Here is a 17,232-nt window from a genome sequence, read left to right on the forward strand (position 1 = left end):
CCTCACCGAGGGGTCAGCGGCCGCGGGCGGCCGCCGTACGGGCCAGCAGGACCGCCACGTCGTCCTGCGGGGCCCCGGGCAGCAGCCGCGCCAGGATGTCGTCGCACAGCCCGTCCAGGGGCTGTCCGGCGTCGCGCAGCGCCCACCCGAGCTGGGCCATGCCCTGGTCGAGGTCGCGGTCGCGGGACTCGATGAGCCCGTCGGTGTACAGCACGAGCAGGCTCCCGGGCGGCAGGTCGACCTCCTCGGTGCGGAACTCCTGCCCGCCCGTGCCCAGCGGGGTGCCGGGCGGGCCGTCGAGGAAGGTGACCTCCCCGTCGGCCGTGGCCACGGCCGGCGGCGGATGTCCGGCGCGGGCGATGACGCAGCCGCCCGTGGCCGGGTCGTGGACGGCGTACACGCAGGTGGCCATCTCGTCCTCGCCCAGATCGGCGACGGCCTCGTCGAGCGAGCGGAGCAGGCTGGTCGGGGAGACGTCCTGGCGGGCGAGGGTGCGCACTGCAGTGCGCAGCTGTCCCATGACGGCGGCGGCGTGGATGCCGTGGCCCATGACGTCGCCGATGACCAGGCCGGTGCGGCCGCCGGGCAGCTGGATGACGTCGTACCAGTCGCCGCCGACGTCGTGGTCGCTGGCGGGCAGGTAGCGGCCGGTCAGCTCCAGGCCGGTGACCTCGGGGAGGGCGCTGTTGCTGAGGCTGCGCTGGAGGGTCAGGGCGGCCCGCCGCTGGTTGGTGTACATCCGGGCGTTGTCGATGTTGAGCGCCGCGCGGGCGACCACCTCGTCGATGAGCACGCTGTCCTGCTCGTCGAAGGGCTCGCGGTCGCCCGTCCGGGTCACGGTGACCGCGCCGAGCACGGTGCCGCGCGCGAGGAGCGGGATCAGCCGGGCGGAGCCGAGGGTGGCGAGGTACGCGCGCAGCTCCGCGGCGCGCGGGTCGGGCAGCAGCGCGTGGACGTCGGACCGGTACAGGTTCATGGGCCGGCCCTCGGCGATGACCCGTTCGTAGACGGAGTCGGGCGGGATCTGGAAGGTCTGGCCGGGTGCCAGCCGGGCGGTGGGGGCCTCGGGGTCGGGGAACTCGACGGCGATGCGGCGGAGCACGCCCTCGTGGGTGGCCGCCGCGTCGTCGGGGGCGAGGACGGTCTCCAGCAGCTGTACGTCGGCCGAGTCGGCCAGCTGGGGTACGAGGACCCCGACGATCTCCCGGGCGGTCTGGCTGAGGTCGAGGGTGGTGCCGATGCGGGTCCCGGCCTCGGCGAGGACGGCGAAGCGGCGCCGGGCCCGCTCGGCCTCGCCCTGGGCCTGCTGGCTCTCGGTGATGTCGATGAGGGAGGCGATCACGCCGAGCGGGCGGCCGGAGCCGTCGAGGAGGGGGGCGTACGAGCAGGACCAGGTGTGGTCGTGTTCGGGGTCGGCCGGGGTCCGGCCGGTGCGGCGGACGTCGACGACGGCGGTGCCCCGGTCCATGACCTGCCGCATGGTCGCTTCGAGCGCGGCGGCGTTGACGCCGGGGACGACCTCGGTGAGCCGTTTGCCGACGTGCGCGGCGGCCGACACGCCGTTCATCCGGGCCAGGGCGTCGTTGACGCGCAGGAAGCGCAGGTCGGGGCCGAGGGTGGCGAGGCCGATGGGCGACTGGGTGAACAGGCTCTGGAGGGCGGCGAGCGAGTCCCGCATGCGCAGGACCTCGGAGGTCTCCACGGCGATCAGCAGGGCGCCGGTGCGGCCCTGCGGGTCGGCGGCGGGGACGATCCACATCTCCATGGTGACGCGGTGGCCGTCGCGGTGGCGCACGGGGAGGGTGCCGACCACCGTCTCGCCCGCCTGGACCCGCCGGGTCAGGTCCTCGGCGAGCGCGTGGTTGGGCTCGGGGACGAGTACGGAGGTGCCGGGGAGGCCGAGGATGTCCTCGGGGCGGTGGCCGAGCAGGTCCTGGGCGGCCAGCGACCATTCGACGATGATCCCGTCGGCGTCCTCCCGCCACAGCGCGATGGGCAGCAGCTCGCTGAGCACGCCGGCGTACCCGACGGCCGCGGCCGGCTGGTCCGGGACTTCGCTCGTCGACTGGTATGTGTCCACCGCACCGACCTCACCCCGGGGGGTCCGATTCCTACCGATTCACCCTATCCGAGCCCTCGGCACGGGGCGCTGCGTCAGGTCGGACCGGTCCGCGGCTTCGGGTACAGCCAGGGCAGGACGAGGGTGATCCAGACGAGGACGGCGTAGAGGGTGAGGGCGGCCCACCATCCGCTGGGCCCTTTCCCGCCGAACTGACCGATCTGGATCAGGGCGGCGATCCCTCCCGCGGCCGCGGCGGCCCACGGCAGCCACCACCACCGGTCGGTGCCGACGTACAGCACGGCCGCGGCGGCGAGGGCGAAGCAGGCGCCGACGATCAGCGTGCGCCGGCCGGCGTCGACATCGGGGAACTGCGCACCGCGCAGCTGCCAGAGGGCGACGGGCGGACCGGCCAGCGCGAGCAGGAGGAGGGGGACGCGCAGCCAGGCCGGCCGGATCCACTGCCGGACCAGCGCCGCCAGGGCGACCATGGCGTACAGGCAGACCGGGATGTCGGCGAGCAGCGAGGACCACCGGCCGGTGGAGAAGGCGATGCCCGTCCACATCAGCACGGCCGCGATCAGACCCCACAGCGGGGCCACCACCCCGACCAGGGGCGGGACGTACACCAGGGGCTTCAGCGCGCCGAGGACGCCCTGCACCAGGCGGGCCCCGGCCCTGCCGGTGGGCTGGAGCGCCGGCCAGGCGAGGAGCCCGGTCCGCAGGGCCGCCCGGCGCGGATCCCGCGCCCGGATGAGCCGTCCGACCTCCTCCTTGCCGATCTTGCCGAAGGACTCGAGCGCGGCGTCGAACTCGGCCGGTGAGGCCAGGGCGGGCGGGTTCAGAGGGGGGTCCGGGGGCCGGTTGCCGCCCCGGAAGCCCTTGCGGTTCAGTTCGGCGAGGAACGGCAGCTCCTCGCGCAGGATCTCGTGCTGGCGCACGGCGGTGAGCACGTCCCGCACCCGGTCCCAGCGGTCCGTGCCCGCGTTGGCGGCGACTTCCTGCGCCCAGAGCTCCATGAACGCCGGGCCGAGTCCCGTGGCCGCGGCGACCGCCTCGCCGAGCGCCGTGAGGTCGGTGGCGGCGCCGAACGCGTCCTCCAGGCGCTCGTCGGTGGCGACGACCGACACGAGGGAGGCGGCCCCGTCGAGGCGGCCCCAGGTCCAGTCGCTCATCCGCCAGCGGGCGCTGAGGAACGCGGCGAAGTTGTTGAGCTGGTTGCCGCTGAGCTTGGCCCTGACCATGTCCTTCGGGGAGTCCTGGACCACGTCCGGCAGCACCCGGCGGGTGGCCCAGCTGGTGTTCGCCGCCGAGACGGTGTGGAAGTCGATGTCGGGGGCCTCGGCCAGCGGGTCCGGCCGCAGCGGTCCGAGCAGCACCTCGGCGTACGCGAGCGCATCGGCCATCGGCGGACCGGTGCCGGCTGCCGCCGCGTGCAGCGCCTCGTAGCCGGCGACGTCAGGTACCAGGCCCACGCCGATCTCCTGGCCCAGTTCCGCCAGCCGGTCCCACAGCTGCCCGAAGCCCTCCGGTACGGCCGCCGGACCGGAACCGGGCGCGGGAGCCCGCGGAAGGGATCCTCCGGTGACGGCCGTCGCGAGGTCCGCCGCCCAGGCCTCCCACCGCGCGGGAGCGGCCCCGGGAAGGGGCGTCGGCAGCACGAGGGCGCCCAGCAGGCTGGTCGCCTCGCGGAACGGGGCGGTGACGTCGGCGGGGATCAGCCCCTGCGACAGGGCGGTCCGGTAGCGGTCGAGCAGCAGCCGGTCCCGCGCGGCGGTCAGCGTGGCGACGGCGAGGCGGCAGGCGAACAGCCTCTTCCGGTACGTCTTCACCAGCTCCGCGTCCACCGGCCCGGCGCCGGACTCGTACGCGCCCAGCCAGTCCATGAGCAGCTGCACCGCACGCGCCAGAGCCAGCGGGGAGTACCCGGGTCCGGGCACCATGCCGGGCCCCACCGCCAGAGAGTCGGACACCTTGCGCAGTCGGGTGAAGAACACCGTCGAACCGCGCCCCGCGCTCTCGTCCAGCACCTCCAGCGGCCCCGGGCCGGCGGGGAGGGGCAGCGCGTCCGGGCCGGTCACCTCGGCCGGGTCCTCCAGCAGCCGGACGAGCCGCAGCGCCTCCGCCTTGCCGACCATGCGGGCGTACGCGTCCAGCCGTGCCGGGTCCGCGGCGTCCGCCTGGACGAAGGCCGGGGGCAGCACCCCGGTGGCGGCCCGCTTCTGCTGGGCCGCGGCCTCGGCGGCGCGCAGTTCGAGGTCGTCGTCGCGCAGGGACTCGGAACCGGTCTTCACCGCGAGGGATTTCACCGCCATCCGCACCAGCCGGGTGACGCGCCGGCTGGTCCCCGGCTCGGAAGGCGGCGGGAACGGCGGCACGGGCTGGAGGAACAGCAGCCAGCGGTCCGCCTTGCCGGCCACCGGCGCCCCGGCGACGGCCCGTACGGCCCAGGCGACGGGGATGTTGTCCAGCAGTCCGCCGTCCATGAGTTCGGCGCAGCCGTTCAGGTTCTCGTCGGGGTAGCCGCTCTCGCTGCTGACCCCACGCATGTCCACCCGGGGCGGGTCCTCGACCGGCTGCGCGCCGTTCCCGACGAACACCCGGGCCGGTTCGAAGGCTCCCGGGAACGAGGACGAGGTACGGGCCGCGTACGCCAGCCGGTTCAGCGCCCCCTCCCGGGCCACACCGGTGACGTCGACGGGGAAGTCCGTCAGCGAGGTGCGGTGGCGGAAGCGGAAGTAGGCGTTCGAGCGGCCGACCAGCAGCGGCCGGCCGAGGGTGGGCCGCACCCGGTCCCGGCGCGGGCGCAGCCGGGTGGCCGTCAGGATCAGCCGCAGCGAGGTGGGGCGCTTCCACTCGGGCGGGGCCTCGTTGATGAGCCCGCCCAGCGCGCTGCGCAGCTCCGTGTAGAAGACCTCGTCCCCGCGCATCAGCGAAGTGGGCACGTGGAAGGGCGTCGAGCGGCGCAGCAGTCCTTCGAGGTCGCCCAGGCGCAGCCATACGTCCCGTACGCCCGGCCCGAAGGGCATCCCGTACACGAGGTGGCAGGCCAGCAGTACGCCGTTGAGCCCCCCGGCGCTGGTCCCGACGAGGACGTCGATGTCGACGTCCTCGTATCCGCACACGTTCAGCAGCCCCGGGTAGAGGCCCGCGTCCGGGACGGGCTCCAGTGGATCCGGGGTGGGCTCCTGGGCCGCCACGCGCAGCGCCGCCGCCTCGCAACAGGCCCCGCCCATCCATACGGCGAGGCTGACCCCGCCACGCATCGCGAGGGCCAGGCGCAGTTCGGTACTGCGCCGACCCGGCCGGTCGTCGCTCATGCCACCAGCTTGGCCCCGGATCAGGCACGCCGCACCCGGGCGGCCACCACCTCGCGGGAGCGGGTGGCCGAGCGGCAGAAGTTCCGTATCAGGCCGGAGAGTTCACTCCCCGGCTCCACCTCGAGCTCGCGTTTGACGAGGTCGCGGTACGTGTCGTACGCGCGCATGGCCTCGATCAGGTTGCCCTCCGCCAAGTGGGCCTCGATCAGGGCCCGCTGGGCGCTCTCGCGCAGCGGTTCGGCGCTGACCGCGAGCAGGGCCGACTCCACCGCCTCGGCGTGCCGGCCGACCCGGGCCAGCTCGCGGCTCAGCGCCTCCAGCGCGTGCAGCAGCCGCTGGCGGACCCGTTCGCGCTCCAGCAGCACCCAGTCGTCGTACCAGCCGGGCAGCAGGTCGAGCGCGTCGGTGCGCCATTTCAGCGCCGACAGGTCCTGGGCGGTGGCGGTGCCGCCGATGAGCCGCCCGGCCCAGCCGTACAGGACGTACAGGTCCACCACGGTGTGCTCGCGCATCGCGAGCGAGCACTTGTCGGAGTCGAGGAGGTCGATGCCGGCGGCCTTGAGCCGCCACAGCGCGGACCGCAGGTTCCCCGCCGCCCGCAGGTCGTCGCCGGACGGCCACAGCGTCCCTGCGGCGTGCCGGCGCTCGACCCGGCCGCCGTTGAGCGCGACGAACGCCAGGAGCCGCTTGCCCCCTTCGGGCACGTCCAGCCATCTCCCCTGATGGATGACGCGCGGGCCGCCCAAGAGATGGAGGGCCGGCGGCTCCCCCTGCCCGGGGACGCGGACCGGTGACGCGAGGAACTGCTGGTTCATAGGCGGTCCTCCTGCATAGAAGTCCGACCGCATATGCTATGCGCGCACCGTCACCGATCAGTCACCGAGTGCTATGATTTCACTCGGGATCGTGGCGGTCATCCGGGGTCGTCACAGTCATTCGGGGTCGTCACAGTCATCCGGGGTCATAACAGTGACGCTGCTCCCGCCTGACGAACGCGACCCAGTCCCCGACGGGCGCCGCCCGGTCGTCGACGGGCAGCAGGATGTCCACGCCGACGGGCTCGTCGAGCCGGATGCGGTCCCGGTGTTGTGCCTCCTGCACGGCCCGGGCGACATCGGGGAGCGCGCAGGAGCAGTACCTCAGCTCCACCTGCCCGCCCAGCAGCGCCCGGATCCCCGCGGGGCCGGCGCTCTGCTCGGGCTCGGGGGTGTACGGCAGGTACCCGGCGGGCGGGAGTTCCGCGATGCCCAGGTCTTGCAGGGCGTACGGGCCCGGTCCGGCCTGCGCTGGCCGGATCAGGGCGCCCTCGCCGATGCCCGTGATCAGCCGGGCCACCTCCCGGCCCAGCTGGTCCTTGGTGTGGCTCTTGAGGAACTGCTCCTCTCCGATGAGCGCCAACTGCTCCAGCAGCGGCCCCAGATCGGCGGCGGGCGCCGGCGCGGCGCCCAGCACCTGCGCCAACTGGTCCTGGAACTGGAGGATCTGGGCCGTGTACGCGTCCCAGGGCCGCATGCCGAGCCGCGACTGCCAGTACCGCTGCGGCGGGGCCGCGGCCCGGTCGCGGCGGGCGGCCCACGTGTCGACCTCCCACCCGTCGGGCCTGCCCGGGTCGCGCAGGAGCACCGCGATCCGGACCGTCCTCGGCCGGCCCGGGCTCGCGGCCGGCGGGGTCCAGGACTGCGGCAGGTGCGCGCTGCCGGTCCCGTACGGCCACGGGGAGTGCCCGGTGCGCTCGGCGCCGAAGATCCGCGAGGCGAGGAAGTTGCGCCGGGAGGCCGGGAGTTGGTTGTCGAGCCCCGGCTCGGTGCCCTCCGCCAGCTGGATCCGCACCCCTTCGGCGAGGTAGGGGCGCCGGGTGGTGCCCGAGCCGGCGCAGGGGTCGTCGCAGTAGCTGCCCTGCACCGGGGCGTCGCCGTAGGGACGGGAGTCGGGTGCCACTTCGACCCACCAGAACCCGTCGAGCCCGGGGTCGAGGCCGGTGAGCGGGAGCGTGACGAGGCGCTGCGAGCGCAGCGGGCGGCCCTCCGGGGAGACGGCGAGGCCGCCGCCGACCCGGAGGGTGCCGTCCTTCACGCTGACCTCGTAGCCCTCGACCACGCCGGGGCCGCCCGCCGCGCCAACGGCCAGGGCGAGTTCGCGGGCGTAGTCCTGGATGCGGCTCAGGTGTTCGGCGCGCAGGAACAGCCCGTCGAAGGGGTTCAGCCGGTCGATCCCGCCGTCGGCGGTCGCGGAGGGGCCGGCGGGCGGGGCCGGGCTCGCGGGGTCGGCGGGCGGGGCGGCCCCCGCGGCTGCGGCGCCGGCTTCGCTGATCGTCATTCCTCGGTCCTCCCGGGGGCCGCCTGGCGCGGCAGATGGACGGTGACCACGGCGTCGTTCCCCTCGTCGGCGGTGCCCGGCGGGCCGCCCTCCAGCCCCGCGAAGGGCGCGCGCGGGTGCTCGCCGTACAGGGGCTTGGGGCCGGTACCGCGGACGCGGACGCGGACCGTCTCGTACGCGGGCCGCTGGTCCAGGTCCACCTTCACCCGGAGCCCGTCGGCCGACACCCGGATCCCGGCGACCTCGTCGTTGGCCCAGCCGCGGCCGGAGTCGGAGAGCGAGGTGATCTCGATGCCCTCCGGTTCGGCGGAGCCCGGCGCGAGCGGAGCGGTGACCTCGAAGCTCAGCACCGTGTGCTCGCGGCTCCAGGCGAGGGAGCCGCGGATCAGGCGCGGGCCTGCGGCGTCCGCCTCGGCGGCGGCGCCGATGATCCCGGGCGCCAGGCCGCACACCAGCTCCTGGACGGTGGTGGTGGGCAGGACCGCGGTCCGGACGGACGGGTCGGCGCGCACCTCCTCGATCCGTACGCAGCCGTCGTACTCGCTGAGTTCCACCGTGAGGCGGGCCAGTACGACGGGGGCGTGGTCCTCCGTGACCGGCGCCCACGGCGGGCACATGTCGCCCTCCTCGCGCTCGGGCGCCAGCGCGGTGGCGTCCGCGGCGGCCAGCCGGCGGAAGGCGGCGAGCAGCGCCGGGGCCCGCCGGTGCGCGGGGACCCGGGCCACCTCGGCAGCCTCCCGCAGCGCCTCCTGCCCGGCGGTGTCCCCCGGGGTGGCCTCGTCGAGTCCGAGCAGGACCCGTACGCGGTGGTACGGGCGCCAGGGCGCGGGGGCGGTGGAGCGGAGGGTGATCCGCGCGCTCTCCACGATCCGGGAGAAGTCGTCGTGCCGGCGCGTCACGTCGCACGGGTCGGCCAGGGCGGGCACCGGCCGGTCCGGGCAGGACGCGAACTCCGCGAGGATCCAGGCCTCGACGGTGCGCCGCCGGGGCGGCCCGGGCTCGGCGTCCGCGTCCGCCCCTCCCTCCCGGGGCGGGTGCCCGTCCTGCGCCGGGTGCCCGTCCTGCGGCGGGTGCGCTTCGATCCAGTCCCTCGCCCACGCGGTCAGGGAGACGCACCAGGCCGTTTCGAGGGTGAGCTCGCGGCCGAGCCCGTCGACGGCCAGCCCCGGAGCCACCCGGAGCTCGTCGCCGTCCCGGGCGACCCCGAGCCCCCAGAGCACCCCGGAGCCGTGCTGCCAGGCGTTGTGCAGCATGAGCTTGCCGCGCGGATGGCCCATCAGGACACGGAAGTCGTCTTCGCCGAGCAGCATCCCGAAGGCCACGCGCAGCGCGAGGAAGGGGTTCACGGGCAGCTCGTCCCCGCCGCAGGGGCCGGGCCCGCACGGCCCGTCTCCGTACGAGGGGTCGGTGGGCAGGTCCGGGGCGGACCCGCCGCCGCAGCCGCACGGGGTGCCGCCGGAGCCGAGCGCCGTCATGAGCTCTCCTTCTGGGTACGCCGGTCGATGACCGGACCGGGGAGGTCGTACGCCGAGTCCAGGGCCAGCGCCGCCCGCCGGTCCGCGCCCGCGCCGCCCGGCGCGGCCGGCTCCCCGGGGAACGGGCGGCCCGCCTTGCCGTACTCGCGCCGCATCGCGTCGACGAGGTGGCCCTGGCGGACCGCTCCCCCGTCGTCCGCCGCCCGGAAGGCCGCGCCGATCGCCGCGTTGCGGATCCAGCCGCCCGGCACGGGGTAGTGCTGCGCGAGCCCCGCCAGGTCCACGTCGGCGTCCAGCAGGGCCCGGGGCAGGTGCAGCTCCCACAACCGGTACCGGCCGGCCTCGTCGGGGAGCGGGAACTCCACGACGAAGTCCATGCGGCGGATGAAGGCGGCGTCGATGTTCTGCCGCAGGTTGGTCGTCAGCACGGCCAGCCCGTCGAAGCGGTCCAGCCGCTGGAGCAGGTAGGCCGTCTCCATGTTCGCGAACCGGTCGTTGGCCTCGGAGACCTCGGTACGGGTGGCGAACAGGGCGTCGGCCTCGTCGAGGAGGAACACCGCCTGCGTGCGCTCGGCGACTTCGAAGCAGGCGGCGAGGTTCTTCTCCGTCTCGCCGATGTACTTCGACACCAGCTCGGAGCCGTCGACGACGAGCAGGTCCCGGCCCGCCTCGGTCGCCAGTACCTCGGCGGCCAGGGATTTCCCGGTGCCGGGCGGCCCGGTGAGCAGCAGCCGTACGCCGCGGGCGGCCCGGGCGGCCTCGCGCAGCCGCCAGTCGTCCAGGACCAGCGCCTGGTGGCGCAGCCGGGCCACGGCGTCGCGCAGCTGGCCGTCGGCCTCCGCGCCGAGGACCAGCCGCGGCCGGCGGGCCCGCGGGCTGACCAGGTCGACGCCCGACGGCAGCAGTGCCCCGGCGCGGGCGCGGATGGCGCCGGAGACGTCCGGGCCGGCGCCGTCCTCCTCGCCGTCGGGGGGCTCGGGGGCCAGTGCGGCGCGGCTGTGCACGTCGAGGGCCACCTGGGCGGTGAGCGCCGGGTCGAGGGGGTGGCGCGCGGCCAGTTCGGGGGCGTGCTCGGGCGCCCCGGGCAGCGCGGACCGCCAGGCGGTGCGCCGGTCCGCCGTGCCGATCGGCCCGACCGGCACGGTGAGTACGGGACGCTGCGGCCCGGGGCGTACGGTGCCCGGCGCCGCGCAGACCAGCAGCGGGCCGGGGATCCGGGCGACGGCGGGGGTGACCGGGCCCGCCGCCCCGTCCGCCGGGGCCGGCACCACCAGCAGCGGCACGGCGTCCCGTACGGCGGCGTGCAACCCCAGCAGCCCCATGGCGCGGGGGTCTTCGGGGCGGGTCCGGGCGGCGAGCAGGCCGAGTCCGGCGGCGCGGGCGAGGGCGGCGCAGCGGCTGAGGGCCACGGTCTCGTCCCGGGCGCAGACCAGCAGGACGCGGGGTTCGCGGGAGCGCAGGGCGGCGACGGCCCGGACGCTCTCGGGGAGTTCGAGCCAGCCGTCGAGTCCGGCGACGGGCGGGCCGGGGTCGGCCTCCTCCAGGGCGGCGGGCCGGGCGGGGTAGCCGTGGAGGGCCTCCCACAGCCCGTCGGCGAGGGTCAGGGAGCGTTCGTGGAAGGGGCCTTCGCCGGTGAGGGCGAGCACGCCGGCCCGTGCGGCCGGGCCCTCGTGGAGCAGCCGGCGCAGGACGACCCGGTCGGGCGCTTGCCCGCGTACCCCGCCGCGGGCCGCCGTACGGGCCGCGCAGTCGATCAGGAGGCCGGCCAGGCCCACGCTGGGGTGCGGGGCGCCGCCGGGGTTCATGGTGCGGAACGTCCGTGCCAGGCCCTCGTGTTCCTCGGGGAGCCCGGCGAACAGGACGAGCTCGGTCTCCAGGGAGCCGAGGCCGTACCGGTCCACGAGCCGGTCGAGCGGGGTGTGGGACGTTGGGCGTAGGCCGGGTGCGGCGGCGGCCCGCTGTGCGGCGCTCGCGGCCCAGTCGCGCAGGAACGCCACGGACTCGCCGCCCGCCTCCTCGCTGCACAGGGTCTCCAGCAGCTCGGCCACGCGTACGGCGACCTCGGCGGCCCGGCCGGAGAGGTCCCGGCTGATGCGCTCAGACATAGCGGTACCTCACGACCGCGCCGAGCCAGCCCAGCCAGCCCGGGTCGAGGTCCAGTCCGGCGCGGCGGACCGCCAGGTCGGTGTCGGCGACGGCGAGGACGGCTTCGATCCAGCCGGTCTCGGCCGTGATGCGCCCGGGGCGGCGGGCGACCGCGAGGACGGCGCCGAAGGGGTCCCGCGCGTACCGCTCGTCGCCGAGGCGGGCGGCGGTGGCCCCCGCCCAGCCGGCGGCGAGCGCGTCCACGGCGTCCTGCTCACGCGGGGTCGCCGCCGGGGCGCGCAGGAGGGCGGTGGCGCGGTCGGGGGCGAGTCCGGCGAGGGCGAGGGCGGCGGGGTCACCGGGCGCGATACCGGGGACGAGGGCGCGGGCGGCGGCGTGCAGGACCCAGGGCAACGGACGTGCGGCCAGGGCGGGTTCGTCGAGGGCGCGGTCCGGGAGCCCGGTTTCGGGCGCCGTGGCGAGCAGGAACAGCAGCCCGGCCCAGCCGGTGGCCGCGCCGTCCGCCGGATCGGGAGCGGGCTCGGCCCCTACGGGCCGTACGGGGGCCGGCGCGGCGGTGTCGCCGGCCGAGGGGCCGCCCGGGCCCGGTCCGCGGCCGCCCGCACCGTTGCGGGGCGGCCCGGCGGCGGGAGGCCGCTGCGGCGGCGCGTCCCCACCGGGCGGGGCTTCGGCGCCGTCGGCGGCCGCCACCGCCCCGGCGGGCTCGGTGTCCCCGGGGTCCGCGCCGTCCGCGCGGTGTCCGCCGTCCGGCGACTCCCGGAAAGTTGAAGCCGCTTCGGTCTCCGGCCTCGCGGCGCCTGCGCCCAGGGCCCGCAGCCCCTCCGCCAGCAGCCCGCGCAGCCCGGGCCGGGCTGCGGGCCGCTCCAGTGCGGCCGGATCGGTTTCCGCGAGGACGAGCACGGCCCAGGCGGCGAGGACCGGTCCGGCGGGGCGCAGCCGGGAGGCACGGACGAGCCGGACCAGCCTCGATCCGGCGAGCAGGGTCCGGGCCAGCGCCCGCGCGTCGGGGCCGGGCGGCGGCGCGGCGGGGGGTTCGCCGGGCGCGGGGCGGTCCGTACCGGCCACGAGCGCGGCCAGGCACTGCCAGCCGTCCCGCCCCCAGGCCCGGTCCAGCGCGGCGAGCCCGCACCGCTCGGCGCCGCGGAGCACGGCGGCCGCGGCCTGCTCCGGGCGGCGTTCCAGGGCGGCCAGCAGCGCCGGGCCGGGCGACGCCTCCGGGGCCGGGTCGCCGGGGCGCAGGACCCCGGTCTGCCGCCAGGCCCACAGCCGTTCGCGGCGCCCCGCGGCCAGCCCGGCCACCGCGTCGGCGAGCAGCTCCACGTCGTGCCGGTAGTGCACGAGAGCGCCCGGTGCGCCCGCGCGGCCCTCCCGTACGGTCCGCTCGATCGCCGCGGCGACCGCCTCGGACCAGTCGCGGGCGAGCGCGGGATCGGGGCGGTCCAGGTCGAGGCCGAGGCTCAGGTCGAGCCGGGCCAGGCACCAGTGCCCGGGCGGCAGGTCCAGGGCGCGCAGGGCCGCTTCGAGGGGGCCGTCGACCGCGCGCCGCAGCGGTCCGCGCAGCCGGTCCGCCGCGGGCGGCGGCGCGCCGGGAGCGTGGCGCAGGGTCGCCGACAGCCGCTCGATGACCACGGTGGGGCCGCTCATCCGACGCGCACCGCCCCGGTGATGGTGCTCTCGCCGACCCGGGAGCCGGCGGCGGGCACGCCCACGATGCCGTCCTCGCCGACCCGGATCCGGCCGACGACCGCGGGCCCCCAGGCCGCGCCGGGGCCGACGACGGAGGTGAGACCGAGGTGCAGGGTGCGGCCGATCCGCATGCCGGCGCCGAGCGGGCAGATGTCGACGAGGGTGTGGGCCGGTTTGTGGGCCTCCACGATGGCGCGGACCACGTCGAGTCGGCCCGGGCCCGGATCGGCGGGGATGAGCACGCTGAACCGGTGCGCGGCGGCGGTGTAGCCGTCCTCCCCGGGCCGGGTGCCGCCCACGGTGAAGCGGCCCAGCGCACCGCCCGTGGCCGCCGCGCCGCCGACGGCCGGTGCGGGGGCCCCGCCGGGTCCGGCGCCGAGCACGGCTCCGCCGAGGCCGCGCAGCCGCCAGTGCTCCACGACGCTGATGGGCAGCGGGAGGTAGAGCCGCAGGATCCGTTCGAGGCAGGAGACGGTGCCGCGGATGCGGAACAGGTCGTACGCCTGGGCGATCAGCTCGCGCCGGGCGGCCGGCGGCCAGCGCCGGTCCAGGGCCAGGCCGAGGAGCCCGGCCAGCCAGCCTAGGGCCTCCTGCGGGGTGGCCCGGGGGTCGAGCAGGAGGGTGCGCAGGGCGGCGCGGGCGTCCAGTTCGTGCAGGAGTCCCTCGGCGGGGGCGAGGAAGCGCTGGAGGAAGGCGGCGTCGGCCTCGTCCCGGCTCCAGGCCGCGGGGAGCGCGGCGGGCAGCCGGTGTCCGGGCCGCTCCACGCGCAGGCCCCGGACGCGGGGGGTCACGCGCGGGGTGCCGGCGAGCCGGAGGACGATCCACAGGTAGCGGCCGGGCGGGGCCGCGACGGGGGCCTCGTACGTCTCGAACCCGTCCTCGGGGTCGATCTGCGCCCAGGGCAGTTCGCGGCCGGTCGGGCGCCGGAACAGGGGCGCGGAGGGCGGCAGCCGGTCGGCGTAGAGGGCGCGGGAGGGCAGCGGCGGGGTCTGGTCGGGGTGGCGCACGGCGCGCGGTCCGCGCACGGGCGGCGACCAGGGCAGCGGGTCGGGGACGGTGTCCTCGTCGGTGGTCAGGAAGCTGACGCGGACCTCGGTGCCGGGCGGGACGCAGGCGTCGAGGAACAGCCGGCCCCAGCGGGTGCGGTACTCGCCCGCGTCGAGGCGGTAGCCGATGACGCTCCCGGCGGGCGTGTAGCGGGCGGCGGGCCCGGCGGTACGGGCGAAGCCGTCGGCGGTGGTGAAGGCGACGCGGCCGTCGGGCCCGGCGGTCATGGCGCCGCCGTCGTAGCCGGGGGCGCGCAGGGGCTCGATCTCCGTCCAGGCCCCGCCGTCCGTACGGAACCGCCGCAGCGGCTGGCCGGGGCCCCGGGCCACCACCAGCGCCCCGTCGGCGGTCAGGTCGAGGTCGGTGGCGTCCGGTACGGCGAGGGGCCGGGTGCCGTCGGCCCGGGCGACGACGGCGCGCCCGCCGGCCGGGCCGGTCCACAGCACGTGGAGGTGGCCGGCGTGGTCGGCGATCCGGGTGGGTCGCAGGCCTTCGCTCCCCGCCGGGTGGCGCAGTGCGGGCCCGCGCAGCGGTCCGCGGCGGCCCTGGAGCAGCACGATCCCGGCGGGCCGGGTGACCAGCACGGCCACCGCCCCGCAGTGGGCGGTGACGTCGAGGGGCCTGCGGTGCGGCCGGGCCGGGCTGCGGACGGGGACGCGGCGCAGCGGCCGCTCGCCCCACAGGTCGACGACGTGGACGGCGCCGGCCCCGGATTCAGCGATGAACAGCCGCTGGGCGGCGTCCACGGCGAGGCCGCGCGGGACGCACAGGGTGCCCGGCCGGCGGTGGGGAGCCCCCTCGCCGGCGGCGCCGGGCGCGCTGACCTCCACGCGCCCGGCGCGCGGGTACGAGCGGTAGGCGCGGCCCCAGCGGTCGAAGGCCAGCCCGGCCGGTCCGTGCACGGCCGTCCCGGGGTCGGGCCCCGTCTCCGGCTCGGGTTCCCAGGCGAGGCAGACCCCGCCCTCGTCGAGGAGGGCGGTGGACTCGTGGCGGCAGCGCACCCACTGGTCCGGGTCGGCCAGGACGCCGATCGCGCGGTCGCCGTGCATCAGCACACCTCCGGGGGGAGCGGTACGACGACGGGGTCGCCGGGGGGCGGCGCCGGGGAGCCGTATCCCGCGCCGACGGGCAGCGGGCTGCCGGTGACGACGGTGATCGCGGCGACCCGGGGCACCTCCCACGGGTTCAGCGGGACGAGCGGGAGCGGGGTCCATCCCGTACCGGAGCGCCGGGCCAGCAGCAGCTCGTCCTCCAGGTACTCCACTCCCTCCACCTGGACGGCGACGGCCTCCAGTTCGGCGCGGCGCACGGCCCGCCCCAGCGGCCAGCCCGCGCCTTCGGGCCCGTAGGGGGGCAGCGGGGCGAGGTACTGGCGCAGGATCAGCTCGACCCAGCGGCGGACCGCGTCGGGCTGGTAGCCGTCCCGGGTCCGGATGCCCGCGGAGACGGCGATGTCCACGTAGGTGGGCGGGATGACGTACAGCTCGGTCGTGACCAGGCGCCGGGGGGCGAGGTACGCGGCCGCCTGGCGCAGCAGGGCGAGGTCGGGCAGCGGGGCTCCGGGGTCCCGCAGGTCCTCGGTGGGGAAGACGAGCACGCTGACGACGCCGGCGGCGGGCTGGGTGGGCGTGTCGGGGTGGAGCAGGGGCAGGGTCTCGGCGCGGCGCACGCCGGGGACTTCGAGGGCGAGGGAGCGGAAGTCGTCTGAGGTGACGGCCCGGTCGCGGCGGTGCACCTCGGCGGGCAGGGCCTCCAGGGCGTCGGCGAGGGAGGCGGGGTCGGCGCCGCCGGCCGCCGGGAGGGGGTTGGTGACCTTGACTCCGGCGACTCCGGTGAGCGCGCCGATCGCGCCCGCCGGGACGTTCCCGGCGGAGCCGCCGCCGTACCGGTACGCGAGGACGCGGATGCGCTCGCCGATCTGGGGCAGCCGGCAGCGGGTGCCGAAGCGGACGAGTCCGGCTTCGGCGTCGAGGGTGTAGTGCCGGTCGAAGGGGCCGCTGGCGGCGAAGTCCTCGACCTCGGTCCAGGGGCGCCAGCCGTCGGCCTCCTCGACCTCCAGCCGGACGCTGCCCGCGAGGACGGGATGCCGGGTGAGGCGCAGGACCTGGCCGGCGTCGGCGGTGCCGGTGCCGAGGAGTTCGGGTGCGGCGGTGCGGGCCTGTACGGCGCCGACGGCGTTGACGCCGACCCAGCGGATGCGGTGGATGGCGTCGTTCTCGTCGGCGGGGCGGCGTACGCGCAGCCAGCCCAGGACGCGGGCGGCCGCCTTCTCGTCGTCGAGCGGGGGCGGGCTGTGCAGGCCGCCGGGGCCGGCGGCGCCCCGGGGATGGGCGGGGAAGGCCGCGGGCAGCTCGACGGAGACCACGCCCGCGGTGGTCAGTCCTCGGGTGGTGTCGCCGAGCACGGCGAGGGAGGTGAAGGCGGTGGGGGCTCCGGGGCCGTTCCACAGCTCCCAGAGGAAGCCGGGCGGGGCGCTCACGAGGTCGCCCGCCCGCAGCCGGGTCGGGTCCTGGGTGTCGCGGGCGCGCAGGTCGTAGGGGCGCGGGAGCCGCTCGTCGGGGACGACACCGAGGAAGAGGGTCCGGCCGGCCATCAGGCGGGGGTCGGTGGTGTTCTTGGCGAGCAGGGCGATCCACAGGGAGCGGTCGAGGGTGGTGCTGACGTCCAGGGGCGGCTGGTCGGGGTCCAGCGGGTCGGCGGGTACGGCGGTGGTGACGTAGAAGGCGACGGGCGCCCCGGAGGCCACCCGGCCCCGCTCGCCCTTGGGCAGGGCCTCGACCGCGTTCTGGCGGCGGCGGCTCTCGGCGGGGCCGGGTGCCTCGGGGGCGGGCGTCTTGCCGACGGCGAGGGTCTCCAGGGGCCAGGCGACGACCTCGTTGCCGGTCTCGAAGGAGACCCCGCCGGCCCGGGCCTCGGCGCCGCGCAACACCTGCACCCCCTCGGGGCGTTCGGTCTGCAGGACGAGGAGGGCGCGGGCGGTGAGCGCGGGGCGCGGGCGGACGCCGAGCAGCCGCAGGAAGGCGACCTTGGTGGCGTCGGGGATCTGGTTGAAGCGGAAGAGCAGGGACTCCCCGAGGTGTGCGAAGAGTTCGAGCAGCGCGATGCCGGGGTCCGCGGCGTTGTGGTCGGTCCACTCGGGGGCGTAGACGGGGATCCGCTTGACCAGCTCGTCCCGGAGCTGTTCGAAGGTGCGGTCGTCGAGGATGGGGCCGATCAGCGGCAT

General features: G+C 76.9%; 9 protein-coding genes. All 9 read right to left on the reverse strand.

The annotated features are described in order from the left end of the window. Positions 1 to 13: 13 nt before the first annotated feature. The 9 genes from ADK52_RS11635 to ADK52_RS11675 all read right to left on the reverse strand — a co-directional run bounded on the left by ADK52_RS11635 (position 14) and on the right by ADK52_RS11675 (position 17,232). Positions 14 to 2,080 (reverse strand): SpoIIE family protein phosphatase, encoded by a 2,067-nt coding sequence (locus tag ADK52_RS11635; RefSeq protein ID WP_053689675.1) that lies wholly within the window; start codon positions 2,078 to 2,080, stop codon positions 14 to 16. 74 nt (positions 2,081 to 2,154) lie between these two features. Beyond that, positions 2,155 to 5,379, reverse strand: a complete 3,225-nt coding sequence (locus tag ADK52_RS11640) for a DUF3376 domain-containing protein (protein WP_053689676.1) — start codon at positions 5,377 to 5,379, stop codon at positions 2,155 to 2,157. Positions 5,380 to 5,399: 20 nt separating this feature from the next. Next, positions 5,400 to 6,194, reverse strand: coding sequence for an AfsR/SARP family transcriptional regulator (locus tag ADK52_RS11645; RefSeq protein ID WP_053689677.1), 795 nt, complete (start codon positions 6,192 to 6,194; stop codon positions 5,400 to 5,402). 136 nt (positions 6,195 to 6,330) lie between these two features. Beyond that, on the reverse strand, positions 6,331 to 7,695 hold the full coding sequence (locus ADK52_RS11650; RefSeq protein ID WP_053689678.1) for a hypothetical protein: 1,365 nt from the start codon (positions 7,693 to 7,695) through the stop codon (positions 6,331 to 6,333). Further along, positions 7,692 to 9,170 (reverse strand): hypothetical protein, encoded by a 1,479-nt coding sequence (locus tag ADK52_RS11655; protein ID WP_053689679.1) that lies wholly within the window; start codon positions 9,168 to 9,170, stop codon positions 7,692 to 7,694. Before ADK52_RS11655 ends, ADK52_RS11650 begins: the two co-directional genes overlap by 4 nt. Further along, positions 9,167 to 11,275: an ATP-binding protein gene (locus ADK52_RS11660; protein WP_053689680.1), complete on the reverse strand. Its 2,109-nt coding sequence runs from the start codon at positions 11,273 to 11,275 to the stop codon at positions 9,167 to 9,169. The genes ADK52_RS11655 and ADK52_RS11660 overlap by 4 nt, the downstream gene beginning before the upstream one ends. Then, positions 11,268 to 12,920 carry a hypothetical protein gene (locus tag ADK52_RS11665; RefSeq protein ID WP_159045906.1) on the reverse strand — a complete coding sequence of 551 codons (1,653 nt, stop codon included), beginning with the start codon at positions 12,918 to 12,920 and terminating at the stop codon, positions 11,268 to 11,270. The genes ADK52_RS11660 and ADK52_RS11665 overlap by 8 nt, the downstream gene beginning before the upstream one ends. Continuing rightward, positions 12,917 to 15,058, reverse strand: coding sequence for a phage tail protein (locus ADK52_RS11670; RefSeq protein WP_053689682.1), 2,142 nt, complete (start codon positions 15,056 to 15,058; stop codon positions 12,917 to 12,919). Before ADK52_RS11670 ends, ADK52_RS11665 begins: the two co-directional genes overlap by 4 nt. Continuing rightward, entirely contained in the window at positions 15,058 to 17,232 is a 2,175-nt protein-coding gene (locus ADK52_RS11675; RefSeq protein ID WP_053689683.1) for a putative baseplate assembly protein, read from the reverse strand. The genes ADK52_RS11670 and ADK52_RS11675 overlap by 1 nt, the downstream gene beginning before the upstream one ends.

The organism is Streptomyces sp. WM6372 (assembly GCF_001279655.1).
In the GTDB taxonomy this organism is placed as follows: domain Bacteria; phylum Actinomycetota; class Actinomycetes; order Streptomycetales; family Streptomycetaceae; genus Streptomyces.

Bases quoted from the DNA above. Each gene is read 5' to 3' on its own strand.
- ADK52_RS11640 (WP_053689676.1), bottom strand. From the start codon at position 5,379: ATGAGCGACGACCGGCCGGGTCGGCGCAGTACCGAACTGCGCCTGGCC.
- ADK52_RS11645 (WP_053689677.1), bottom strand. From the start codon at position 6,194: ATGAACCAGCAGTTCCTCGCGTCACCGGTCCGCGTCCCCGGGCAGGGG.
- ADK52_RS11650 (WP_053689678.1), bottom strand. From the start codon at position 7,695: ATGACGATCAGCGAAGCCGGCGCCGCAGCCGCGGGGGCCGCCCCGCCC.
- ADK52_RS11655 (WP_053689679.1), bottom strand. From the start codon at position 9,170: ATGACGGCGCTCGGCTCCGGCGGCACCCCGTGCGGCTGCGGCGGCGGG.
- ADK52_RS11660 (WP_053689680.1), bottom strand. From the start codon at position 11,275: ATGTCTGAGCGCATCAGCCGGGACCTCTCCGGCCGGGCCGCCGAGGTC.
- ADK52_RS11665 (WP_159045906.1), bottom strand. From the start codon at position 12,920: ATGAGCGGCCCCACCGTGGTCATCGAGCGGCTGTCGGCGACCCTGCGC.
- ADK52_RS11670 (WP_053689682.1), bottom strand. From the start codon at position 15,058: ATGCACGGCGACCGCGCGATCGGCGTCCTGGCCGACCCGGACCAGTGG.
- ADK52_RS11675 (WP_053689683.1), bottom strand. From the start codon at position 17,232: ATGCCGCTGATCGGCCCCATCCTCGACGACCGCACCTTCGAACAGCTC.